Annotated in this window: 17 protein-coding genes; 14 read left to right on the top strand and 3 right to left on the bottom strand. The window is 69.5% G+C overall.

What is annotated here, in order from left to right; all coding sequences use genetic code 11:
- The first annotated feature begins 129 nt into the window (after positions 1 to 129).
- Complete coding sequence (locus AB3M83_RS12710; protein ID WP_412948710.1) at positions 130 to 300, top strand: CsbD family protein; 171 nt, start codon at positions 130 to 132, stop codon at positions 298 to 300.
- Between the two features lie 60 nt (positions 301 to 360).
- Here AB3M83_RS12710 and AB3M83_RS12705 read toward each other — a convergent pair whose 3' ends face one another.
- Complete coding sequence (locus AB3M83_RS12705) at positions 361 to 1,110, bottom strand: GntR family transcriptional regulator (RefSeq protein ID WP_412948709.1); 750 nt, start codon at positions 1,108 to 1,110, stop codon at positions 361 to 363.
- 182 nt (positions 1,111 to 1,292) lie between these two features.
- Here AB3M83_RS12705 and AB3M83_RS12700 point away from each other — a divergent pair, with 182 nt between their 5' ends.
- The 9 genes from AB3M83_RS12700 to AB3M83_RS12660 all read left to right on the top strand — a co-directional run bounded on the left by AB3M83_RS12700 (position 1,293) and on the right by AB3M83_RS12660 (position 13,947).
- On the top strand, positions 1,293 to 2,384 hold the full coding sequence (locus tag AB3M83_RS12700) for a substrate-binding domain-containing protein (protein WP_412948707.1): 1,092 nt from the start codon (positions 1,293 to 1,295) through the stop codon (positions 2,382 to 2,384).
- A gap of 32 nt (positions 2,385 to 2,416) precedes the next feature.
- Entirely contained in the window at positions 2,417 to 3,907 is a 1,491-nt protein-coding gene (locus tag AB3M83_RS12695; RefSeq protein ID WP_412948704.1) for a sugar ABC transporter ATP-binding protein, read from the top strand.
- The gene (locus AB3M83_RS12690) at positions 3,904 to 4,896 is read left to right on the top strand and encodes an ABC transporter permease (protein ID WP_412948701.1); all 993 of its coding nucleotides are present in this window, start codon (positions 3,904 to 3,906) and stop codon (positions 4,894 to 4,896) included. Before AB3M83_RS12695 ends, AB3M83_RS12690 begins: the two co-directional genes overlap by 4 nt.
- Positions 4,893 to 5,951 carry an ABC transporter permease gene (locus AB3M83_RS12685; protein ID WP_412948699.1) on the top strand — a complete coding sequence of 353 codons (1,059 nt, stop codon included), beginning with the start codon at positions 4,893 to 4,895 and terminating at the stop codon, positions 5,949 to 5,951. The genes AB3M83_RS12690 and AB3M83_RS12685 overlap by 4 nt, the downstream gene beginning before the upstream one ends.
- Positions 5,944 to 6,816, top strand: a complete 873-nt coding sequence (gene lsrF, locus AB3M83_RS12680) for a 3-hydroxy-5-phosphonooxypentane-2,4-dione thiolase (RefSeq protein ID WP_412948696.1) — start codon at positions 5,944 to 5,946, stop codon at positions 6,814 to 6,816. Before AB3M83_RS12685 ends, lsrF begins: the two co-directional genes overlap by 8 nt.
- Positions 6,817 to 6,897: 81 nt before the next feature.
- On the top strand, positions 6,898 to 8,562 hold the full coding sequence (locus tag AB3M83_RS12675; RefSeq protein ID WP_412948694.1) for a glycerol-3-phosphate dehydrogenase/oxidase: 1,665 nt from the start codon (positions 6,898 to 6,900) through the stop codon (positions 8,560 to 8,562).
- 19 nt (positions 8,563 to 8,581) lie between these two features.
- Positions 8,582 to 10,072 (top strand): FGGY-family carbohydrate kinase, encoded by a 1,491-nt coding sequence (locus tag AB3M83_RS12670; RefSeq protein ID WP_412948691.1) that lies wholly within the window; start codon positions 8,582 to 8,584, stop codon positions 10,070 to 10,072.
- The gene (locus tag AB3M83_RS12665) at positions 10,069 to 11,997 is read left to right on the top strand and encodes an SDR family NAD(P)-dependent oxidoreductase (RefSeq protein WP_412948689.1); all 1,929 of its coding nucleotides are present in this window, start codon (positions 10,069 to 10,071) and stop codon (positions 11,995 to 11,997) included. The genes AB3M83_RS12670 and AB3M83_RS12665 overlap by 4 nt, the downstream gene beginning before the upstream one ends.
- Before the next feature lie 117 nt (positions 11,998 to 12,114).
- A complete protein-coding gene (locus tag AB3M83_RS12660) occupies positions 12,115 to 13,947 on the top strand; it encodes a hypothetical protein (RefSeq protein ID WP_412948687.1) in 1,833 nt (610 codons plus the stop codon).
- A 197-nt stretch (positions 13,948 to 14,144) separates the two neighbouring features.
- Here AB3M83_RS12660 and AB3M83_RS12655 read toward each other — a convergent pair whose 3' ends face one another.
- On the bottom strand, positions 14,145 to 15,086 hold the full coding sequence (locus tag AB3M83_RS12655) for a Ppx/GppA phosphatase family protein (protein ID WP_412948685.1): 942 nt from the start codon (positions 15,084 to 15,086) through the stop codon (positions 14,145 to 14,147).
- A gap of 73 nt (positions 15,087 to 15,159) precedes the next feature.
- Between AB3M83_RS12655 and coaA the strand changes: the two genes are divergently transcribed.
- The 4 genes from coaA (at position 15,160) to rfbD (ending at position 19,484) form a co-directional block, all read left to right on the top strand.
- The gene (gene coaA, locus AB3M83_RS12650; protein WP_412948682.1) at positions 15,160 to 16,107 is read left to right on the top strand and encodes a type I pantothenate kinase; all 948 of its coding nucleotides are present in this window, start codon (positions 15,160 to 15,162) and stop codon (positions 16,105 to 16,107) included.
- 97 nt (positions 16,108 to 16,204) lie between these two features.
- Positions 16,205 to 17,074 (top strand): glucose-1-phosphate thymidylyltransferase RfbA, encoded by an 870-nt coding sequence (gene rfbA, locus AB3M83_RS12645; RefSeq protein ID WP_412948680.1) that lies wholly within the window; start codon positions 16,205 to 16,207, stop codon positions 17,072 to 17,074.
- A gap of 2 nt (positions 17,075 to 17,076) precedes the next feature.
- Entirely contained in the window at positions 17,077 to 18,075 is a 999-nt protein-coding gene (rfbB, locus tag AB3M83_RS12640) for a dTDP-glucose 4,6-dehydratase (protein WP_412948678.1), read from the top strand.
- Positions 18,076 to 18,077: 2 nt separating this feature from the next.
- Positions 18,078 to 19,484, top strand: coding sequence for a dTDP-4-dehydrorhamnose reductase (rfbD, locus tag AB3M83_RS12635; protein ID WP_412948782.1), 1,407 nt, complete (start codon positions 18,078 to 18,080; stop codon positions 19,482 to 19,484).
- An 84-nt stretch (positions 19,485 to 19,568) separates the two neighbouring features.
- On the opposite strand, the gene AB3M83_RS12630 is transcribed toward rfbD, so the two are convergent.
- The gene (locus AB3M83_RS12630; protein ID WP_412948676.1) at positions 19,569 to 23,387 is read right to left on the bottom strand and encodes an IPT/TIG domain-containing protein; all 3,819 of its coding nucleotides are present in this window, start codon (positions 23,385 to 23,387) and stop codon (positions 19,569 to 19,571) included.
- Between the last annotated feature and the right edge of the window lie 33 nt (positions 23,388 to 23,420).

Genomic DNA, 23,420 nt, shown 5'->3' with positions numbered 1-23,420 from the left:
GGGCTTCCGGATGCCGGCGCGTACCTCATCCGGCGGCAAAATGCGACCACTTGGCTCGATCCGGTCCGGCTCCGTAACGTGGGGCATCCGAGGCTGACCGTCTCGGACCGATCGACGGAAGGACCGCTTATGGGACTCGACGACAAGATCAAGAACGCCGCTGAAGACGTCACCGGACAGGCCAAGGAGGGCGCCGGCAAGGCGACCGACAACGAGCGCCTCGAGAATGAGGGCAAGGGCGACCAGATGGGCGCCAACCTCAAGCAGGCCGGCGAGAACGTCAAGGACGCGTTCAAGTAAACACTCATCATCAGCGGCGCCCCGGGTCTTCGGATCCGGGGCGCTTTGCTGTGTCCGGGCTCAGCGGATGCCGACGTAGAACCGCGAGTCCTCGCTGCGGTGCAGCGCGTGGTACAGCTCGAAGGGTGAACCGTCGGCATCCCACGCCACCGACTCGATCGCGAGAACCGGTCGGCCAGGATCGAGCTGGAGGAGGTCAGCGTCTGCGGAGTCCGGGATCACCGCGCTGATCCATCGGTCGGCGCCGCTCGGCTCAACCCCGAACCGGCGCCGCAGCAGTGCGTAGAGCGAGGTGTTCTCGAGTTGACCCGGTGCGAGGGTGGGGAAGCGGTCGAGGGGCAGGACGGTGTCGACCAGCAGCCAGGGCGTGTCGTCGACACTGCGCAACCGGCGCAACCTGACCACCGGAGCGCCCTCGGCGATTTTCAGCTGCACAGCCTCGTCGGGTGTGGCGGTCCGCGTCTCGAACTCGAGGACGCGTGTCGATATGTGGCGGCCGGTCGGGGCGAGGTCATCGGACGAACCGGTGACCGACCCGACGAACTTGAGCTCCGGTCGCTGCGGCGCGACGAATGAGCCGCGGGCACGCACTTTGTAGATCAAGCCCCCGCGTACGAGATCAGCCAGCGCCTCCCGCACCACCGTGCGTGACACCCCGTAGCGATCGATCAGTTCCGACTCCGACGGCAATGCCTGGTCGGGGCGCAGCATGCCCTGAGCGATCTCATCGCGCAGCAACTTCGCCAGCTGCTGCCAGAGAGGCAGATCGGACTCGCGGTCCAGGGCGCTGTTCGTCGCGCGTGTCGGCATGCCGTCTCCTTCGTGGCCGCAGGGGCTCGGCGTTGAGCGTACCAATGGCTCAGTTGACACAACGCCGCCGCATCCCTACCTTAGTCATCACCAACTTGTTATGACGAGTTAGTTGTGACAGGTTCCCTCGCACTCACCACCGAGTGCTCGTCTCGCGACGAAGCGAACACAGGAGGCAAACAATGAAGTTCCCAACGATCCGCCGAACCCTGACGGCGATCACGGCGGTCGCTGCGGCGGCTCTCGTGCTGGCGGGATGTTCGAGCAGTCCCGGCACGCAGACGGCCGGTGCCGGTGAAGACGACCCCAAGGGCCTGAAGATCGCCCTGTCGAACGGCTTCGTCAACGGCTGGCGGCTCACGCTGATCGACAAGTTCGAGACCGAGGCCGAAAAGCTCAAGAGCGACGGCACCGTCTCGGAGTTCTCCGTCGTGAACGCCCCGGGCGAGAACAGCGCGACCGAGCAGGCATCCCAGATCCGCAGCCTCATGCTGAAGAACCCCGACGTCCTGATGGTCATCCCGGCATCGTCGAGCGCGCTGAAGCCGGTCATCGAGGAAGCCTGCACCGCCGGCATCAACGTCATCATCCTCGACGCGGACATGGACACGAGCTGCGGGACGGTCGTGCGGAACGAGTACGGCCAGTGGGGCGCCGATTCGCTGGAGCCGGCGCTCGAAGCCATCAGCGGCAAGGGCAACGTCGTGATCAACCGCGGCGTCGTCGGCTCGCAGCCCGAAGAGGCCTTCCATGCTCGTCAGCAGGAGATCCTCGCCGAGCACCCGGACGTGAAGGTCGTCGCGGAGATCAACGGCTTCTGCGACTCGGCCACGGCGCAGAAGGAGATCGTAGGAATCCTCGGTTCGCTTCCCGAGGTGGATGCCGTGCCCGGCTGCATCGGCGGCATGGGTGTCGTGCAGGCCTTCGAGTCCGCCGGACGCGAGGCGCCGGTGGTCGTCTTCGACACCGACGGCAAGTCGCTCAAGTTCTGGAAGGACAGCGGCATCGACAACGGGTCGTTCGCCGCCCTGACCGACCCCGGCCAGGTCGTGGCCGCGCTCTACGTCGCGCTGGCGAAGGAGCGGGGTGAGGATGTGCCCACCGAGGTGGTGCTGCCCCTCGTCCAGGTTGCTCAGGCGGACCTCGACTACTGGGTCGACGCGCTCGGCACCGACGAGTACGCGGCGATCGCGTGGGATGAGTCCTCCATCGAAGCCGCGCTGTCGGCGATCGCAGCGGGGGAGCCCGTCGAGGCCCCCGCGCTGAAGAAGTAACCCGTACGGCCGACCGGTTCGAAGGAATCTCCATGACCACTGTGATGCGGAGTACCGCACATCCCCGGGCGACAGAGGTCGTCCTGACCGCAACGGACGTGTCCAAGCGGTACGGCAGCACCAGAGCGCTCGCCGGGATCGACCTCACCGTGTCCGCGGGCGAGATCCTCGGACTGGTCGGCCATAACGGTGCGGGCAAGAGCACTCTCATGCGCGTCCTCGCGGGCCGCGAGGCGTCCGACACCGGCCGCGTCAGCTGGCGGGGCGGCCATGAATGGAATCAGTCCGTCGCCGCGCGAGCGGGCGTCCGGATGATCTATCAGGAGCTCGCGCTCTGCCCGGATCTCACGGTTGCCGAGAACATCGCTCTGAGTGACCCGGCGGCGCGGGGATGGGCCTGGCGTCGCACCGCCGAGACCAGAGTCGCGCGGAAGCTGGACAACGTCTTCCCCGGACATGGCATCGACATCGTGCGCCGCACGAGCGACCTGAGCATGGCTCAACGGCAGATGCTCGAGATCGCTCGTGCCCTGTGCACCGATGATCTCTCGATGCTGATCCTCGACGAGCCCACCGAATCGCTCAGTGTGGACGCGACCCGCCAGCTCTACGACCACCTGCGCGATCTCGCCGCAGACGGCGTGAGCATGGTGCTGATCTCCCACCGTATGCAGGAGGTGCTCGCGAACGCGCACCGGATCGCGGTCATGAAGGACGGCCGCATCGTCGACGCCGTGGACACCGAGACGGCGAGCGAGGACGCGCTGCTGACGACGATGGGCGGTGAGGTGCGCGCCGACACCGCCACCATCAAGCGCGTCACGAGCGCAGCCCGCGACGACCTGCAGACGGACGGAACCGTCGCCCGTCTCGCCGACAGCGCGGTGCCCTTCGCCGTCCGACCCGGTGAGATCATCGGGCTCGCCGGACTCGCCGGGCACGGTCAGGACGCGGTGCTCCGTCGACTGTGGGCGGGTGGTCGCGGTGTCAGCGTGACCAGACGGCGTGCGTATGTGCCCGGCGACCGCCAGACCAGCGGCATCTTCCCCCTGTGGAGCGTGGCCGAGAATCTCACGGTGTCCTCGGGACGGGAGCTCTCCGCGGTCGGGGTCATCCGAACACGCCGCAAGACCGATCTCGCCGGCGAATGGGTGCAGCGCCTGAATATCAAGGGCGGGGCGCGCGCGGCCATCACATCGCTGTCGGGCGGCAATCAGCAGAAGGTTCTGGTCGCACGAGCGTTCGCGACGGATGCCGCGCTGGTCCTGCTCGACGATCCGTTCCGCGGTGTGGACGTCGCGACCAAGAACGAGCTCTACGCGCTCATGCGGGTGGAGGCCGCTCGCGGCCGCTCGATCGTCTGGTACTCCACCGAGAACAGCGAGATGGCCCACTGCGATCGCGTGTATGTCTTCCGCTCGGGCCGCATCGTGAGCGAGCTCGCGCACGACGAGATCACTGAGGACCGCATCATCGCCGATTCGTTCGGTGCCCACGACCGCACCCAGGAGGACGTCCGATGAGCACGACCGCGCTCCGATCAGCCCCGCCGCTCGACGCCTTCCCGACTCCCGCAGGTCGCTTCCGCGCGAGCGCCGCCAATGGCTCGCCCGCACTGCTCGCGCTTGCGACCCTCATCGCCATCTTCATCGTCACGGCATTCCTGCAGCCCGGCATCCTGAGCGTGCCCGGGCTCACGCTGATGCTGATGTCATCTGTGCCCCTGGTGCTCGCGGCGCAGGCCCAGATGATCATCATGAGCGTTGGTGACATCGACCTGAGCGTGGGGTACCTCGTCGGTCTGGTGACCGTCATCGCCGCCACTCTCTTCATCGATGCGCCGGTCCTCGCTCTGCTGTCGATCGTCGGGATCGTCCTCGCCTACGCGGTCCTGGCGCTCGTCGTCCAGCGTCGTGGCGTGCCCTCCATCATCGTCACCCTCGGGATGTCGTTCGTGTGGCTCGGCATCGGCCTCCAGATCCGGCCCACGCCGGGCGGGGCGACCCCGGACTGGCTGTCGATGATCTCCACCTGGCGTCCCACATGGTTCCCGGCCCCGGTGATCTTCATCATCGTCGCCACGGCGATCGGCTGGTTCGTGACGCGTCGCGCGCGCATCGGCACGCAGATGCGCGCGCTCGGGTCGCACGCAGCCACCCTCGAGAAAGCGGGGGTCTCGCTGACTCGCACGCGGATCGTCGCCTACGCGCTGGCCGCGATCCTCATGATCCTGGCGGGACTGATGCTCGCGTCGCAGACCTGGTCGGGCGACATCAACGCCGCCAGCGAGTACACGCTGATGACGATCGCGGCGGTCATTCTCGGAGGCGGCACGTTCTCGGGCGGACGAGCGCTGCCGATTGGCACGACTCTGGGCGCCGTCACGCTCGGCCTCATCACGGTCCTGTTGAGCCTCATCAACCTCCCATCCAGCCTGCAGTCGGCCGCGCAAGGACTCATCGTCATCGCCGTGCTCGCCGGTCGCATCATCACCGAGAGGTTCGTCCGATGACCGCTGTCGACACCGCCACGCTCGAGACCGCGTCGAGCAGCCGGCGGCCGATCTGGCCCGCCTGGGGATGGTCCCTCGTCGGGGTGATCGCCGTCTGGGCCGTCATCATCGCGGTACGGCCCGGCTCACCGCTCGATCCGGTGACCCAGTCGCTCTCGCTCGCACCTTTCCTGGTCCTGGTGGCGCTTGGCCAGATGCTGGTCATCACACTCGGCCCGGGCAACATCGACGTCTCGGTCGGGACGGTCATCTCGATGTCCTCGTACGTCTCTGTCGCCGTCGCCGCATCGTTCGGCCCGGTGGTGGGACTGCTCGCAGCCGCCGCGGCGGGCGTCGCTGCCGGTCTCATCTCCGTGGCAGCGATCCTGCTGCTCCGGGTCCCGCCCATCATCGCGACGCTCGCCACGAGCCTCGTGGTCACGAGCGCCACGCTGCTACTGGCTGATGCCGCCCGAGGCGGTGCGGACCCCGCGCTGCGCGGCTTCGTCAACGCGAAGATCCTCGGCATCCCGGTCATCGCGGTCCTCGTCGCCGTCGTGACCGTCGCGGTCTGGTTCCTCCTGCGGCACACCCGGCTGGGGCTGTCGATCATCGCGGTCGGACAGAGCGCGCGGGCCGCCGAACGCGCCGGGATCAAGGTCGCTGGTGTCACGGCGATCGCGTACTTGTTGAGCGCCGGTTTCGCGGGTCTCGTCGGCGGATTGCTGGCTGCGTTCATCTCTCCCAGCACCGTCCTCGGCACGAGCTACATGCTCGATTCGATCGCGGTCGTCGTCATCGGCGGAACGCTGATCTCCGGTGGCCGCCCGGTGCCCGTCGGTGCATGGACGGGGTCCATGTTCTTCGTGCTGCTCTCGGGACTCCTCAACCTCGTCGGCTGGTCGGTCGGCGCGCAGAACGTCCTGAAGGGCGTGCTCGTCGTGCTGGTCGTGGTCGTCGCGTCCGCGGCGACCGGCACCGGCCGCTCCAGTCTCCGACGCCTGCGTGCTTCGCTGCGATCCCCCCGGCCGTCCTCTCACACCACCCCCTCACAGAAGGAGACCAGCAATGGCTGACCTCGACGACCTCCGCGACGGAACCGACTTCTCCGGCGCGACCGCCGCTTCCCGCGGCTTCCACCTCAAGGGCCAGGCGGGCCAGGACTGGGGGATGCGTGCTCGCTTGTCACGCGTCTTCGATCCCGCCGACGGCAAGACGGTGATGCTCGCCTTCGACCACGGCTACTTCCAGGGGCCGACCTCCGGCCTGGAGCGCCTGGACCGTTCGATCCTGCCGCTCGTGCCGCAGGCGGACGCGCTGATGTGCACGCGCGGCGCCCTGCGGACGACCATTCCCGCCGACACCGGGAAGGGCATCGTGCTCCGCGCGTCCGGCGGCCCGAGCGTGCTCAAGGAGCTTTCTGACGAGGAACTCGCGGTGTCCATCGACGATGCCGTACGGCTGGATGCCGCAGCTCTCGCCGTCCAGGTCTTCGTCGGCGGTGAGAACGAGACGAAGTCGATCAAGAACCTCACAACGCTCGTCGATCAGGGGCAGCGCACCGGCATCCCCGTCCTCGCGGTGACGGCGGTCGGCCGCGACATGGTGCGCGATGCTCGCTACTTCCGCCTTGCGACCCGGATCAGCGCCGAGCTCGGTGCCGCATTCGTGAAGACCTACTACGTCGAGGACGGCTTCGAAACCATCACCAGCTCGTGCCCGGTGCCGATCGTGATCGCCGGTGGCAAGAAGGTCGAAGAGCGCGAAGCGCTGCGGGTCGCCTATCAGGCGATTCAAGAGGGCGCGGCGGGCGTCGACATGGGCCGCAACGTGTTCCAGTCGGAGCATCCCGCCGCCATGCTCGCCGCGGTGCGCGGCGTGGTGCACGACGGCCTGGAGCCGGACGAGGCGTTCGACCTCTTCCAGTCTCTGTCTCACTGACCGCCCCGCTGTGGGCGCCGGCGTCCCGCCGCCGCCCACAGCGTCTCCCGGGCGCCCATCTGCCCTGTAAGGACTGCTCTCATGCCCCTTCTCAACACCTACAGCGCTCCGCGCGCCGCCGACGTCGTCGTCATCGGTGCCGGAATCAACGGACTGGCCATCGCGCGCGAAGCAGCTGCGCGCGGTCTGGACGTCGTGATGATCGACCGCGACGACATCGCCGCGCGGACCTCTGCCATCTCGACGCGCCTGATTCACGGTGGACTGAAGTACCTGCCGCGCTTCGAGATCCCGTTGGTGTTCGAGTCGATCCGCGAGCGCGACATCCTGCTGCAGACGGCGCCCCACCTGGTGCGGCCGTATCCGATGCTGATCCCGTTCGCGAAATGGAACAAGACGCCCGGATGGCTGATGTCGTGCGGTCTGATCCTCCACGACGTCCTCGCGCTGGGCAAGAAGCTGCCGCTGAACCGGATCGTCTTCTCCCGTCGCATGAAGAAGGAGTGGCCCTCGGTCGCGCAGGCCGGTGTGAAGTGGGGAGGGCTGTTCCAGGACGCCCATGTCCCCGTGACGGAGCGATTCGCCATGGAGATCGCCATCGACGCCAGTCGTCACGGCGCGACCGTCCTGACCCACACGCCGGTCACAGGCCTGATTCGCGAGGACGGCCGCGTGACGGGGGTCCGCTACCACGACCGGGAGACGGGCGTCGAGCATGAGCTGCGGGCGCCGGTCATCGTCAACTCCGCCGGTCCGTGGGTCGACGCGATCCTCGACCTCGCCGGATCGCACCCACGGAAGATCGGCCCGACGAAAGGCAGCCACCTCGTCGTGGACGCCTTCCCGGGAGCGCCCGACACGTGCATCTTCTTCGACTCCCCGGAAGACGGGCGTCCGATGTTCATCCTCCCGTGGCACGACGGTCGGTTCATGATCGGCACCACCGACCTCCCTTACGACGGGTCGATCGACGAGGTCGTGATCGACGACCAGGAGGTGGACTATCTGCTGCGCTCCGCGAACACCATCGTCCCGGGCGCCCACCTAGTCCCGGACGACGTCCTGTGGTCCTACTCGGGAGTGCGCCCCCTGCCTTACGTCGCTGATCTGACGGACCCGTCCTCGGTATCTCGCGACAGCGACATCATCGTGCACACCGGCGACACCGCGGGGCTGATGACCGTGATCGGCGGAAAATACACGACGCATCGCGCTCTCGGCGAGCAGGCGCTTCGCAAGATCGAGCAGGCGCTCGGACTGCGCCATGAGGCCTCGCCGACTCGCACCGCTCGGTTCCCCGGCGCACCCGCCGACAGTGTGGCCGCTTTCCGGGCGACGTTCGTCGAGCGGAGCAGTCTCGAAGCGCGCACCGCGGGCCGCCTCGCCGACATCTATGGTGCGCTGGCGCGGCCCATCGAGGCGCTCGCGACGACCGACCCGGCGCTCGCCGAAGTCATCGACGACGAGACCGGCGCAATCGCCGCAGAGGTCGTCCACGCCGTGCGCGAGGAAGGTGCAGTGAGTCTCGAGGACATCCTGGTGCGACGCACCGTCATGGCGTTCGCCTCGGACGTCGGTCTGGCTGCGGCGCCGCGTGCCGCAGCGGTGCTCGTCGCCTATGCCGGATGGACGGAGCAGCACGCCGAGGCCGAGGTCGCACGCTACCGTGAAGCAGCTCGGCGTTTCCTGCCGCGGGCGCTTCGAAACGACCTCGTCGAAGACCAGGTCCGCGCCGGAACGCTCTGAACCCGGGAGAACGAGCATCATGAACCCCTGCGTGATCGGCATCGACGTCGGTCTCACATCCGCCAAGGCCGCAGCTTTCGATGCCTCCGGCAACGAGATCCGGACCGTGTCCGCCCCGAATCCTCGGGTCGCCGTCTCGCGCGAGCGACAGGAGATCGACATGCTCGCGCTCTGGAGCGTCGTCGCCGACGTCCTCCGGGACCTCACCGCCGACCTCGCCCGCGAGGGGTGGGCCGTCGCCGCTGTCGGCGCGACGGGGCACGGCAACGGGCTCTACCTCGTCGACGAGGATCTGACACCGGTCCGTGCGGCGATCGCCTCGACGGACAGTCGGGCGGAGAGCATCGTCGCGGGCCTCGATCCGGAACAGGTCGAGCAGGTCCGACTCCTCACCGGCTCCATTCCCTGGGCGGCGCAGCCGGGGGTGCTGCTTCGATGGCTCAGCGAGCACGAGCCCGACTCTCTCCACCGTGCTCGGTGGGCGCTCACCTGCAAGGACTGGCTCACCCTGTGCTTGACCGGGGCGCCCAGCGCCGACCTGTCGGACTCATCGGGTTGCGGCCTCGTCAACCTCCGGACCCGCGACTACGAGCCCGCTGCGCTCGACTTGCTCGGGCTGCCAGCGAGTGTCCGCGCGCTTCTGCCCGAGCTCCACGCGTCCGATGCCGTCGTCGGCGCGATCACGGCGGAGGCCGCGGCGAGCACGGGTCTGCCCGCGGGCATCCCCGTCGTCGCAGGCTGCATGGACTGCGTGGCCAGCCCGCTCGGCGCCGGATCCGCGGGCCGCGGCGACGTCACGGTCATCGTCGGGACCTGGGCGATCAACAGCGTCGTCGTGCCTGCGGACGATGCGCCACCACGCGTGACCATCAACGCGCTTCTCCCCGACCCCGATCTGATGCTGGCCATGGAAGTCGCCCCGACCTCTGCGGCCAGCGTGGAATGGGCCGCCAGCATCCTCGGCGCGCGGGCGACGTCGCCGGTGACGCCACGCGACCTGCTGGACTCCTGCCGGGACGCGCCGCCCCTGGCGGACGGTCTCGTCTTCCTGCCGTTCATCCACGGCGCCCCCGAGCACTTCGGTGCCTCCGGGACTCTGCTCGGCATCAAGGGGAGTCACACCTTCGCTCACGTCGCGCGCGCGGTCGCCGAGGGGATCACGCAGTATCACCGCGTACAGATCGACAAGGTCCGCGCATCAGGCGCCGACGTGGTGTCGGCGCCGTGGACCCTTGCCGGCGGGGGAGCGAAGAACGCCCAGTGGGCGCAGATGTTCGCGGACATCGTCGGGCACCCGATGCGCCGCCAGCTCGGCACCGAGCTGGGCGCCCGTGGCGTGGCGCTGCTGGCGGCCCGAGGCATCGGCGTGGACATGGGTCCGTGGCGGGTCGACCCGGACCCGGCACTCGTCGTGTCACCGGGAGAATGCCGCGACGCGTACCGCGATCAGGCCCGGCGGTTCGATCGCATCCTCGCCGCCATGGGTCACGTCTGGGAGGTCTCGGCATGAGCCGACACGGCAGAGCGTACGAGGCGGACCTCGCCGCGATCGTCCGCGTCAGTCGAGCGCTGGGCGAGGATCCGGCGTTCGTCCTGCACGGCGGCGGGAACACGTCGATCAAGACCTCCGGTGTCGACCTCACGGGCGAGCCCATCGACCTCGTGCTCGTCAAGGGCAGTGGCTGGAACCTGGGCACCATCGAGGCCGCGGGGTTCGCGCCGCTTCGTCGTCGCCGGCTGCAGGACCTGCTCACCCTGGATTCGCTCGACGATGTCGCCATGGTGAACGAGCTTCGGCTGGCGTCGCTGGATTCCGCTGCGCCTACGGCATCCATCGAAGCGCTCCTCCATGCGTACCTGCCGGGCAAGGTGGTGCTGCACTCGCATGCCGATGCCATCGTCTCGCTCACGAACCGGGACGTCGACGCGGCGGAGATCGCGGACGTTCTGGGAGCGCGGGTCCTCGTCCTTCCGTACGTCATGCCGGGCTTCCCGCTTGCGCGCCTGATCGCGTCGACCGACGTGGCGGCGGTCGACGCGGTGGTGCTGCGCAACCATGGCCTCTTCACTTTCGGCGACGATCCCGATGGCACCCTCGATCGGCACCGCGCACTCGTCGCCCGCGCCGCGGAGGCCGCCGGCGTGGAGTCCTGGGGTGATCCCGGCGCGGCACGCCCCCGCACGGGCGACCTGGTCGAGATCGCCGAACTTCGCCGAGAGATCTCGGAGGCTGCTTCGCGTCCGATGCTGCTGAGGCAGTCGGCCTCATCGCGCGCCGCAGAGGTCGCACGACGGCCGGACCTGGTCGCCTGGTCGAGCCGGGGAACCGCGACGCCCGAACACGTGCTGTACACGAAGCGGTCCGCCCTCGTCGGCCGCGACGTGGGTCAGTACGCGGCTCGATACCGGGCGTACGTCCAGCGCAATCGTCACAGAGCGGGTGAGATCGTCGAGCTCGATCCGGCCCCGCGCGTGGTGCTCGATCCTGACCTGGGCCTGCTCATCGCGGGTGACACCGCTCTCGACCTCGGGGTCGCACACGATGTGACACTCCACACCTACGACGTCATCGATGCCGCTGATCGGCTGGGCGGATATCGGTCGCTCGATGAGCCGCTGACGTTCGACATCGAGTACTGGTCCCTCGAGCAGGCCAAGCTCGCCGGTCGAGCCAGGAAGCCACTCACCGGCGAGGTGGCCGTTGTCACCGGCGCGGCATCCGGAATCGGCCGCGCGACGGCGGAGCGGCTCCTCGCGAGCCGCGCGTCGGTGCTCGGGATGGATCTCAACCCGGAGGTTCTCAGCGCCTTCCCGGACGACGGCTGGCGGGGTGTCGTCGGGGACGTCACTGATCCCGCCGCCATCGGTGAGGCCCTCGATACCGCCGTCCGGGACTTCGGTGGTGTCGATGTCGTCGTGGTGGCCGCCGGTATCTTCCCGCCGACTCAGCCGATCGCCGTCCTCGACGATGCCGTGTGGGAACGAGCATTCAGCGTCAACGTGACCGCTGCAGCCCGACTCCTTCGAGCTGCACACCCCTTCCTGGCGAGATCACCCCGTGGAGGGCGGGTGGTCTTGGTGTCGACGAAGAACGTGATCGCGCCCGGCCCCGGCGTCGCGGCCTACTCCGCGAGCAAGGCGGCCGCGGCGCAGCTTGCGCGGGTGGCTGCACTGGAATGGGCGGAGGACGGCATCCGAGTCAATCAGGTCGAACCGGACGCCGTGTTCGATACGGCAATCTGGACGGAGGAGCTGCTGGAGGAGCGCGCGGCCCAATACGGCATGACCGTCGCCGACTACCGGACGCGGAACCTGCTCGGCACCGAGGTCACGAGCGCCGCTGTCGCAGATGCGGTCGCGATGTTCTGCGAAGGACTTCCCGCAACGACGGGCGCCCACCTGAGCGTCGACGGTGGTAACGACCGCGTCATCTGATCCCGCCGCCGTCCGGTGCATGCACGAGAATGATGAGATCCTTCTCATTTTGGTAGTGCCCGGGTCTAGACTGTCCGGACGAGTCGACCCGAAACCGGCTCTTCTGGGGAGTACGTGATGTCCCAGCGAGGATCAGCTCTCGCGAGGCAGCGCATCCTGCTCGGCGCCCGCGTGTGGTGGGACGCCGTCACCGGCGGTGCGTTCTTCACGCGCGCCTCGGCGCTCTTCGCTCTGCTGCTGTCGATGACGATCCTCGCGCCGAACCAGCACTTCGAAACGGGCAGCGGCTACGTCGACGTCGGCGTGGTGGGCTTCGTGAGCGGGACCCTGCTCGTCATCGCCCTCGTGCCTGTCGCGTTCGCGGAACGAGCCGTGCAGGACCGCCGGTCGCGGGCCGTGATGGTTCTGGGGGCCGTCCTGCTGGCATCCGTCGCCCGTCCGTACGTGAACGAAGGGCTGTTCGTCGTCCTCTACGACGTGGCGCCCGCGGGCGACATCTGGCCGGATCGGGCGTTGTCGAACATCCTCATCTGGATGGCGAGCCTGTCGATCATCGCGATGACGATCCGGTCGGCGGAACTCACCCGCGGCACGCGCGGCAGGCTCACCCACGCCGTCGCGACGCTCGAACACGGCCGCCGCCGGCTGGCGCGCTTCGACCAGGACAATCGGGCGATGCTCGCCGAGCTGACGGCCGACCTGAGGGCGCAGCGAGACCGGATGCTCACCGGCACCATCGACTTCGCCGCCGTCCGGGACTATTCGAACACGGTGCGCGCTGCCAGCCACCGACTCGAGGAGCGGGCGCAGCTGAGCCTGCGGCTCGTCGAGGTCGCGGGCGAGGAGTCCGCGCCGGTCGAATCGCCGCGGCCGTCGGCGCTCGCGCTGCTGCAGCCGCCGCCGTTCCTGCTGGTCGGCGTGGTGTTCTTCGTCGGCGCGCTGCCGTACGCGTACGGTGTGGGCGGCATGCCGTCCGCACTCGCCGCGGTCGCGGCCGGCGTGCCCATCACCGTGCTCGCCGACTGCGTCAGCCGGGTGTTCAGCGAGGGGCTGTCCGAACGCGATCGTGGAATCGTGATCGTCGCGACCTGGCTCGGCGCCGGCATCCTGATGACGATGCTCGCCCACCAGCTGGTCGACACCTCCGACCCGTCACGGTTCGTGCCCCTGCTGTCGTTGCCGCTCGTCGCCATCGCGCTCGCCGCCTGCGCCGACGCCATCAACCGCGCCGCCGTCAGCGCTCGGCGCCTCGAGGCGGTGCTCGGGATGGTCGCGCGAACCGTGACGCGCCGCACCGCGCAAGCGCGCCGTCCGCTGCGTCACGCGGCGCACGTGCTGCACGGGCGAGTGCAGGGACGCTGCGTGATCCTCGCCGCCCACGCCGACGAGTGGGAGGTCACGGACGCCGAGATCGAGACCTTCCGGCGCGAGACGGATGCGGCCTTCGACTCGGTGCACGAGGTCACGCCAGAGGCAGACGCGGACGGCCGCGAGGCGGTGCAGTCGGCGCACGAGGAGCTGTCCGAGCTGCTCGCGACCTGGAGCAGCGTCCTCGACGTGACCAGCACCATCACCGATGCCGCCGCCGAGGTGCTCGACGACGAGGAGATCTCGCGCCGCGTCGCCACCGTCGTGAACGAAGGCTTTGTCAACGCGGTGAAGCACTCGGACGCGAAGTCGGTGTGGCTCTCGATCGACGTGGTCGGGGCGACGCTCGCAGTGCGGACCTGGTCGATCGGCGAGTTGGACCATGCTCCAGGGGCGGCCGTCACGAGTCGGCGCGTCACCGGGCTCGGAGACGGTGCCCGGGTGTTCCAGCGCGGTGAGCACGTGGTGCTGGAAGTCTCGCTTCCGGTGCTTCCGGCGGGTGCGCCGGGTGAGCCGGACACGGATGCCGCGGGTGCGGCCGGCAGGCTCGGGCGGAAGGCCTTCGGGACCCGGATTCGGTGAGACGCCCTGATCTCGCCGAGCCGGACGGACCTGGGCGTCCTCGCCGAGACGGACGGTTCGCGGCGAGACGGACGTCGTGACGGTGCGTCTCGCGCTGGATCGTCCGTCTCGCGCTGGATCGTCCGTCTCACCGGCGATCGTCCGTCTCACCGGCGATCGGGTGTCTCGGTGCGGCCGGGCGGGGCGGCATCCGTCCCTCAGGTGCCGGGCGCGCTCCAGCTGAGCGACTCGATGTAGCGCAGCAGCACGCCCTCGCGCAGCGCCCATGGCGAGACCTCGAGCTCGTCGACGTCGAGCAGCGTCATGGCGGTGTGCAGGACGACGGCGCCCGCGACGATCTGGAAGGTGCGATCCGCGGTGATGCCGGGCAGCTCCTGGCGAGCGGATGCCGGGATGCGCGCCAGCCGGGGGATCCACGCTCCGAGTGCCGAGCGCGGCAGCATCCAGCGTTCCGCTCCGATGCCCGGTGCGGTGTATCCGGCGAGCTTCGCCAGCGAGCGGATCGCCTTCGACGACCCGACGATGCGGTCGGGTCGCGGCTGGGTGCGGAGCGCCTCGGCGACCGGCGTCAGCACGGCGGTCGCGTGCTCGCGCAGGCGGTCGACCGCATCGAGCCCGGGCGGATCGTCGGGCAGGAACTCGATCGTCATGCGGCCCGCGCCGAGCGGGACGGATGCCGCCAGGTCGGGCAGCTCGTCCTGGCCGGCCGCCACCTCGAGCGAGCCGCCGCCGATGTCGAAGAGGAGCACCTGGCCGGCCGACCAGCCGAGCCACCGGCGCACCGCGAGGAAGGTGAAGCGCGCCTCGGTCTCGCCACCGAGGACTTGGAGCTCCTGGCCGAGCGCATCCTCGATGCGCTCGATCACCGCGGGTCCGTTCGCCGCTTCGCGGACCGCACTCGTGGCGGTGGCGAGCAGCTCGACGACGTTCTCCTTCTTCGCGACCTCGCGCGCCTGGGCGACCGCGGCCACCAGCGCCTCGACGCCGGTCTCGGTGATCGTGCCGTCGGCATCCAGGTACCGCATCAGCCGAAGGACGGTGCGCTGGCTCGTCGTCGCGAGGGGCCGGCCGCCCGGCCGCACGTCTGCGACCAGCAGGTGGACGGTGTTCGAACCGATGTCGAGGACTCCGAGGCGCACGGTCCGACAGTAGCGCGTGGCTTGCGCGGGCACGCGGACGGAGGCACGCCGGCGGGGAGATAGAGTTGCGGCGATGTCCCCGGACGAGACGCTGATGACCGTCGATTCGCTCTACCGCGAGATCGGCCGCGCGGAGTGGGCGCGCATGGCCGCCGGCATGCAGAGCCCGCTGACCGAGACCGAGGTCGTGCAGCTGCGCGGCATCGGCGATCGCCTCGACATCCGCGAGGTGCAGGAGGTCTACCTCCCCCTCAGCCGGATGCTGTCGCTCTACGCCAGTGCGACCAAGCGGCTCGGCGCCGACACCGCCGGGTTCCTCGGCGAGGCCGACTCGACCACGCCGTTCATCGTCGCCGTCGCCGGCTCGGTCGCCGTCGGCAAGTCGACCGTGGCGCGCCTGCTGCGGGAGCTCATGAGCCGCTGGCCGGGGACGCCCCGGGTCGAGCTCGTCACGACGGACGGGTTCCTCTACCCCAACGCCGAGCTCGAGCGTCGCGGAATCATGGACCGCAAGGGCTTCCCGGAGTCGTACGACCGCCGCGCCCTCGTCGAGTTCCTCGTAGCCGTGAAGTCGGGCGCCGCCGAGGTGCGCGCTCCTTATTACTCGCACATGCGGTACGACATCATCCCCGACGCGCACGTGACGGTGCGGCGCCCCGACGTCATCATCGTGGAGGGGCTGAACGTCCTGGCATCCGCCCCGAACCCGCACGACATCGCGGTCAGCGAGCTCTTCGACTTCTCGGTCTACGTCGACGCCGAGATCGCGCACATCACACAGTGGTACGTCGACCGGTTCCTCGCGCTGCGCGCCGCCGCGTTCTCCAACCCGAACTCGTTCTTCCGGGTGTTCGCCGACATCTCCGACGACGAGGCCGTCGAGCGCGCGCTCGGGTTCTGGAACGACATCAACCTGCCGAACCTGCGCGAGAACGTCGAGCCCACGAAGCACCGCGCGAAGCTCGTGCTGCAGAAGGGGGCGAACCACACCGTCGAGACGGTGCGGCTGCGCAAGCTGTAGATCGGATGCCGCGACATCGGCGCGCCTCGGGACCCTCGGTAGGATCGCTTCTGGTCTCATGGCCAACTTCACGGTCGATCGACCAGACGGGGGAACGATGAAGGGCATCATCCTGGCGGGCGGTTCGGGCACGCGCCTGCACCCGATCACCCTGGGCACGTCGAAGCAGCTGATCCCGGTGTACGACAAGCCGATGGTCTACTACCCGCTGACCACGCTCATGCTCGCCGGCATCCGCGACATCCTCATCATCACGACGCCGCACGACGCCGAGCACTTCGAGCGGCTGCTCGGCGACGGCTCGCAGTTCGGCGTGACCCTCACGTTCGCGCAGCAGCCCTCGCCCGATGGGCTCGCGCAGGCCTTCACGATCGGCGCCGACCACATCGGCGACGACAGCGTCGCGCTGGTCCTCGGCGACAACCTGCTGTACGGGCCGGGTCTCGGCTCGCAGCTGCAGCGGTACCGCGACGTCGACGGCGGCGCGGTGTTCGCCTACTACGTGGCCGAGCCGAGCGCCTACGGCGTGGTCGAGTTCGACGAGAGCGGCCGCGCCGTCTCGCTCGAGGAGAAGCCGGCGCAGCCGAAGAGCAACTACGCGGTGCCCGGTCTCTACTTCTACGACAACGACGTCGTCGAGATCGCCCGCAACCTCGAGCCCTCGCCGCGTGGCGAGTACGAGATCACCGACATCAACCGGGCCTACCTCGAGCGCGGCAAGCTCGCGGTCGAGGTGCTGCCGCGCGGCACCGCCTGGCTCGACACCGGCACGTTCGACCAGATGCTCGACGCCGGGGAGTACGTCCGCACCATCGAGCGCCGCACCGGACTGCGCATCGGTGTCCCCGAGGAGGTCGCCTGGCGGCAGGGCTTCCTCACCGACGAGGAGCTCCGCGATCGCGGCGAGAAGCTCGTCAAGTCCGGCTACGGAAAGTACCTGCTCGACATCCTGAATCGGGGCGCATGACCATGGCTCACCTTCTCGTCACCGGCGGCGCCGGCTTCATCGGCTCGAACTTCGTGCACCACGTCGTCGCGCACACCGACCACACCGTCACGGTGCTCGACAAGATGACCTACGCGGGCAACCGCGCCTCACTGGCGGGGCTGCCCGACGACCGGGTCGACGTCGTCGTGGGCGACATCGCCGACGCGGAGCTCGTCGACGGGCTCTTCGCGAAGGCGGATGCCGTGGTCCACTACGCCGCCGAGTCGCACAACGACAACTCTCTGCACGACCCGCGGCCGTTCCTCGACACGAACATCATCGGCACGTACACGCTCCTGGAGGCCGCCCGTCGCCACGACACCCGGCTGCACCACATCTCCACCGACGAGGTGTACGGCGACCTCGAGCTCGACGACCCGGCGCGCTTCACCGAGCAGACCCCCTACAACCCGTCGTCGCCGTACTCGTCGACGAAGGCCGGGTCGGACCTGCTCGTCCGCGCCTGGGTGCGCTCGTTCGGCGTGCGCGCGACGATCAGCAACTGCTCGAACAACTACGGCCCGTACCAGCACGTCGAGAAGTTCATCCCCCGTCAGATCACGAACGTGATCCGCGGCATCCGTCCCAAGCTCTACGGCAAGGGCGAGAACGTGCGCGACTGGATCCACGCCGACGACCACTCGTCCGCCGTGCTGACCATCCTCGACCGGGGCGAGATCGGCGAGACGTACCTCATCGGCGCTGACGGCGAGAAGGACAACAAGACCGTCGTCGAGCTGATCCTCGAGATGATGGGCCAGCCCCGCGACGCGTACGACCACGTCACCGACCGGGCCGGGCACGACCTCCGCTACGCGATCGACTCGACGAAGCTCCGCACCGAGCTGGGCTGGACCCCGGCGTACTCCGACTTCGAGGCCGGCCTCGCGGCGACCATCGACTGGTACCGCGCCCACGAGGACTGGTGGGCGCCGGCCAAGGACGGCGTCGAGGCCTTCTACGCGACCAAGGGCCAGTGACCGTGGCGGAGACCGAGTTCGGCAAGCAGCTGCAGGCCATCGAGACGACGATCCCCGGGCTGACCCTCTGGGAGCTGCCTGTCCACGGCGACAGCCGAGGCTGGTTCAAGGAGAACTGGCAGCGCGAGAAGATGACCGCCCTCGGCCTCGCCGACTTCGGCCCGGTGCAGAACAACGTGTCGTTCAACGACGCCGTCGGGACGACGCGCGGCATCCATGCCGAGCCGTGGGACAAATGGGTGTCCGTCGCGACCGGCCGGATCTTCGGCGCGTGGGTCGACCTGCGCGAGGGCCCCACCTTCGGCGCCGTGTTCACGGCCGAGATCGACCCGTCGCGCGCGATCTTCGTGCCTCGCGGCGTCGGCAACTCGTACCAGACGCTCGAGCCCGACACCGCGTACACGTACCTCGTGAACGACCACTGGTCGCCGGATGCCTCGTACTCGTTCCTGAACCTGGCCGACGAGACCGCCGCGGTCGACTGGCCCATCCCGCTCACCGACGTCGAGATCTCGGCGAAGGACCTGGCGCACCCGCGGCTGGCGGACGTCGTGCCGATCCCGGCGAAGAAGACGCTCGTCGTCGGTGCCGGCGGCCAGCTGGGGCTCGCGCTGCGCGCCGCGTACGCGGGCGACGCGACCGTCGAGTTCGCGACGCGTGCGGACCTCGACCTGACGGCGGACCTGTCCGGCGCTCGCCGCTGGCGCGACTACGGAACGATCGTCAACGCTGCCGCCTACACCGCGGTCGACGCCGCCGAAACCGACCGCGCCGGGGCGTGGGCGGGCAACGTCTCGGCGGTCGCGCAACTCGCGCGCATCGCGACCGAGCACGGCATCACGCTCGTGCACGTCTCGAGCGACTACGTCTTCGACGGGTCGGCGACGTCGGCCTACCGGGAGGACGAGCCGTTCGCCCCGCTCGGCGTGTACGGGCAGACGAAGGCGGCAGCGGATGCCACGGTGTCGACCGTGCCACGGCATTACATCGTCCGCACGTCGTGGGTCATCGGCGAAGGGAAGAATTTCGTCCGGACCATGGCGTCGCTCGCCGCGCGGGGCGTCGACCCGTCCGTGGTGGACGACCAGGTCGGGCGGCTGACGTTCACGGACGACATCGCCCGCGGCATCCGTCACCTGACCTCGTCGGGTGCGCCGTACGGCACCTACAACCTGACCGGCGCGGGGGAGCCCGCCTCGTGGGCGGACATCGCGGCGGAGGTCTTCGAGCTGACCGGCTCCGACCGCGCCCGGGTGACGGGCGTCTCGACCGAGGCGTACTTCGCGTCGGCGGCCGCGCCGGTGTCGCCGCGGCCACGTTGGTCGGTCCTCGACCTGGCCAAGATCGAGGCGACCGGGTTCACGCCGCGCGACTGGCGCGAGTCGCTGCGGGAGTACCTCGCCGAGTAGGCACCGGAGGTTCCGGTGCGGGCGGGACATCGCCCGCGCAGCACGAAGGGCCCGTCGCGATGCGACGGGCCCTTCGTGGTCCGGTCAGGCGGTGCGGCGGCGCAGCAGCGCCATCGCACCGGCGGCCATCAGCAGGAGTCCTGCCAGCAGCGTCATGACGAGCGCCGTGCTGTCACCACCGGTACCGGGCAGCGAGCCGCCGGCGCCCGTTCCGTCACCGGTGTCGCTCCCGGCTCCGACTCCGTCACCGGTGCCGTCGCCGGCACCCGTCCCATCGCCGGCGCCGCTCCCGTCACCGGGGCCGCTGCCGTCGGCCGCGGGGAGGTAGGTGAAGGTGCCGGGGTCGCTCGGACCATCGGGCGAGGCCACCACCACGTCGACGGCACCCGGCGAGCCGGCCGGCGTCGTCACGCGGATCTCGGTGTCGGAGATCACCTCGAGCGCGGTTCCCGGAACGCCGCCGAAGAAGACGCTCGTCGTGTCGCCGAGGTTCTGACCGGTGATGGTGACCACGGTGCCGCCCGTCTCGGGACCCTCCGCCGGGGTGATCGTGCCGATCACCGGGGCATCGGTGTACTCGAATCCGTCCGGCAGCGTCTCGGTGCCGCAGGCATCCGACCCGACCACCGTGACGTCCACCGTGCCGACGCCGGCCGGCGCCACCGCGACGATCCGCGAGTCGCTGATCACCTCGAAGCTGGTGGCGGGAGTCGTGCCGAAGAGCACCGCCGTGGCATCCGTGAAGCAGTCGCCGATGATCGTGACCTCGGTGCCGCCCTCCTCGGGGCCGCCCGGAGGCGTGACCTCGTCGATCTCGGTGCCGGCGATGTAGGTGAAGTCCACCGGCGCGCTGTCCCCGTTGGGGTGCAGCACGACCACGTCGACCGTGCCGGGAGCGTGCGCCGGCGAGGTCACCGTGATCTCGGTGTCGCTGTCGACCGTGAATGCCGTTCCGGCGATGCCGTCGAAGCTGACGCCGGTGGCCCCGGTGAAGCCCTCACCCGAGATCGTCACCACAGTGCCGCCGTCCTCAGGACCCCGGTCGGGGTCGAGGCCGGTGACGCTGGGGACGTCGAGGTAGGTGAAGTCGCCGGCCGTCACGTCGCCGCCGGGGTGCTGCACCACGATGGGAACCGTGCCGGGCGTTCCGGGCGGGGTCACCACGGTGATCGTGCCGTCGTCGACCACCTCGAAGCCCGTGCCGGGCTCGCCGTCGAACGTGACACCGGTGGCGTCGGTGAACCCGTCGCCCTCGATCGTCACGACCGTGCCGCCCGTCTCGGGACCCTCGGTCGGGTCCGCCGCGGTCACGACCGGGGCGGGCAGGTACTCGTACCCGTCCTCCTCGGTCACGTCGCCGCACGTCCCCGAGGTCACCACGGTGACATCGACCACGCCGGTGCCGGCCGGGACGACGGCGGTGATCTCGGTGTCGCTCACGACCGTGAAGCTGGTCGCGGCCGTGTCGCCGAACAGCACGGCGGTGGCATCCGTGAAGCAGTCGCCGGTGATCGTCACCGTGTTGCCGCCGTCCTCGGGACCGACGCCCGGGTCGACCTCGTCGATCTCGGCCACGTCCAGGTACTCGAAGTCGAAACCGGCCGAGTCGCCCGTGCCGTTGGTCACGACGACGTCCACGATCCCGGGAGCACCCGGCGGGGTGATCGCCTCGATCTCCGTGTCGCTCACGACCGTGAACTCCGCTGCGTCCACCCCGTCGAAGGTCACGGACTCGGTGCCCGTGAAGTCGGTGCCGGTGATGGTCACCGCGGTGCCGCCCGTCTCGGGTCCCTCACCCGGGTCGATGTCCGACAGCGTCGGCGACCCCGGGATGACGTACGTGAAGCCGTGGTCCACGGTCACGTCACCGCAGTCGGGGTCGCTCGTCTCGATCGTCACGTCGACCGCGCCGGCGGTGCCCGCCGGGGTGGTCACGGTGAGCTCGGTGTCGCTGATGACATCGAGGTCGGTTCCGGCAACGCCGTCGAACAGGACCGCGGTGGCATCCGTCAGGCACTCGCCGACGATCGTCACCGTGTCACCGCCGTCGGTCGATCCGGAATCAGGCGTGATCGAGTCGACGGACGCGACGTTGTAGTACTCGAACTCGAGCGAGTCGTCGGTTCCGTCCGGGTTCGTCACCGAGACGGCGACCGTGCCCGGCTCCGCCTGGGCGGGAGCCGTCGTCGTGATCGATCCGTCGGAGTTCACGGTGAAGTCCTCGACGGGGACGGTGCCGAAGAGGATCTCCGTCACATCGGCGAGGTTGTCACCGGTGATGGTCACCTCGGTGCCGCCCGTGACCGGTCCGCGCGTGGGGTCGATGGCGAGATCGGCGGGCAGCGCCAGCGCCTCGGCGCGCACGGTGGCGGATGCCAGGTTCAGAACCAGCAGGCCGGCACCCAGCTCGTCGGCCACCGCGATCCGCAGCGCCTGACGAGTGTAGCCGTCGCCGTCCAGACCGTTCGGGTCCCGGAAGTCGCTGCCGGTGGTGACACCGCCGACCTGGACGCTCAGCACCGTCGCGACGAGGTCGAAGACCGGCGCGAGAGCATCGATCGCCGTCGTCAGCGTGGTGTCGAGGGCGTCCGTCAGGGCCGGAAGGTCCAGCGCGGACTCGAGGACGTCGTCGACCGCCGGAAGGAGCGTCGCGGTGACGAAGTCCGTGACCGGCGTGAGCACGTCGCCCACCGGAAGGTCGAGCACGTCGACATCGACGTCGACGTCGGGCGTCGGCTGGCCCTCGTTGCCGAGGAAGCCGCCCAGGGTGCCGGTGACGGCGACGTCGACGGAGCCCAGTCCGTCGAGCAGCGTCGTCGTGACGCCGAGGTCGAGCTCGGTGGTGTTCAGGACCGTCGCGATCGCGGCCGGCAGCGCGGTGTCGATGACGTCGACGATCGCATCGGACACGATGGTCGAGAGGCCGGTCGCGCTGATCAGCTCCGTCGTGGCGCCGCTCGTGTTGCCGTTCAGGCCGTCCGCGACGAGCGAGTCGAGGTCGACCGTGACGGTACCCGCGCCGAGGTCGACGGTGACAGCGCCGGAGGTGGCCGGCGCGGCGGTCAGCGCGGTGACGACTGCGCCGAGGTCCAGGTCCAGGTCCACGGTGGTGTCGCTGTCGCCCACCGTGAGCAGCGGGAGGGCGTCGATGACGTCGACGACGTCGGTGAGCGCTTCTTCCAATTCGCCGACGGTGCCGTTCACGTCCGCGCTGGTGTCGTCGAGCGTGGCTTCGAGCGCCGTGACGATCTCGCCGATGGCGGGAGCGTCGATGGTGATCGTTCCGCCGGCGATCTCGTAGTCGCTCGTGATGTCGGCGCCGCCTGCGGTGCGGTCGGCCTGCGCCTGCGCCGCGACCGCGCCGATGTCCAGGGCGACGTCGTCCACGACATCGTCGACGCCGAGGGCTGCGAGAAGGGGGGCGAGTGTGACCGTCGTGGACGCCGCAGGGCCCGCGCCGGCGACGGCGATCGCGCCGTCGCCGGCGATCGCACCCGACGAGGCGAACGCGCCGCCGGCATCCGTTCGGGCGTACTGCTCGGAGACGCCGAGGTCGACGAGCTGGTTGAGCGGGATCGCGTTCGCGCCGACCTGCACGTTCAGTGCGCCGAGCGCGGTGAGGTCGATCGGCTCCGCGACCTCGCCGCCGGGAAGGTAGTCGCTGTACGCGCCGTCGATGTTGGCGACGGTGTCGAGGTCGATGATGCCCGAGCCGGAGAGCAGGACGCCCTCGGCTTCGGCTCGGTCCTCAGCTGCGGCGAGCGCCGCACCTCCGCCGAGGGAGGCGAGGGCGAGGCCGAGAGTGACCCCTCCCGCCGTGAGGGAGCGCCACCGGCTCCCGGTGCGAAGAACGGGCCCGGTCGTTGGCCGGCCGCCCTCGCGTGATCGCTGAGATCTCAGCACTATGCATCCCTTTCGTCAGTGAACGGAACGCAC

The sequence above is a fragment of the Microbacterium pasadenense genome, assembly GCF_047246565.1.
In the GTDB taxonomy this organism is placed as follows: Bacteria; Actinomycetota; Actinomycetes; order Actinomycetales; family Microbacteriaceae; genus Microbacterium.
This window is presented reverse-complemented; position numbering and strand designations above follow the sequence as displayed.

What these genes read in the sequence shown, in the direction of transcription:
- AB3M83_RS12670 (WP_412948691.1), top strand. Translation starts at nt 8,582, where the DNA reads ATGAACCCCTGCGTGATCGGCATCGACGTCGGTCTCACATCCGCCAAG.
- lsrF (WP_412948696.1), top strand. Translation starts at nt 5,944, where the DNA reads ATGGCTGACCTCGACGACCTCCGCGACGGAACCGACTTCTCCGGCGCG.
- AB3M83_RS12700 (WP_412948707.1), top strand. Translation starts at nt 1,293, where the DNA reads ATGAAGTTCCCAACGATCCGCCGAACCCTGACGGCGATCACGGCGGTC.
- AB3M83_RS12665 (WP_412948689.1), top strand. Translation starts at nt 10,069, where the DNA reads ATGAGCCGACACGGCAGAGCGTACGAGGCGGACCTCGCCGCGATCGTC.
- AB3M83_RS12690 (WP_412948701.1), top strand. Translation starts at nt 3,904, where the DNA reads ATGAGCACGACCGCGCTCCGATCAGCCCCGCCGCTCGACGCCTTCCCG.
- rfbA (WP_412948680.1), top strand. Translation starts at nt 16,205, where the DNA reads ATGAAGGGCATCATCCTGGCGGGCGGTTCGGGCACGCGCCTGCACCCG.
- coaA (WP_412948682.1), top strand. Translation starts at nt 15,160, where the DNA reads ATGTCCCCGGACGAGACGCTGATGACCGTCGATTCGCTCTACCGCGAG.
- AB3M83_RS12675 (WP_412948694.1), top strand. Translation starts at nt 6,898, where the DNA reads ATGCCCCTTCTCAACACCTACAGCGCTCCGCGCGCCGCCGACGTCGTC.
- AB3M83_RS12710 (WP_412948710.1), top strand. Translation starts at nt 130, where the DNA reads ATGGGACTCGACGACAAGATCAAGAACGCCGCTGAAGACGTCACCGGA.
- AB3M83_RS12695 (WP_412948704.1), top strand. Translation starts at nt 2,417, where the DNA reads ATGACCACTGTGATGCGGAGTACCGCACATCCCCGGGCGACAGAGGTC.
- AB3M83_RS12705 (WP_412948709.1), bottom strand. Translation starts at nt 1,110, where the DNA reads ATGCCGACACGCGCGACGAACAGCGCCCTGGACCGCGAGTCCGATCTG.
- AB3M83_RS12685 (WP_412948699.1), top strand. Translation starts at nt 4,893, where the DNA reads ATGACCGCTGTCGACACCGCCACGCTCGAGACCGCGTCGAGCAGCCGG.
- rfbB (WP_412948678.1), top strand. Translation starts at nt 17,077, where the DNA reads ATGGCTCACCTTCTCGTCACCGGCGGCGCCGGCTTCATCGGCTCGAAC.
- AB3M83_RS12660 (WP_412948687.1), top strand. Translation starts at nt 12,115, where the DNA reads ATGTCCCAGCGAGGATCAGCTCTCGCGAGGCAGCGCATCCTGCTCGGC.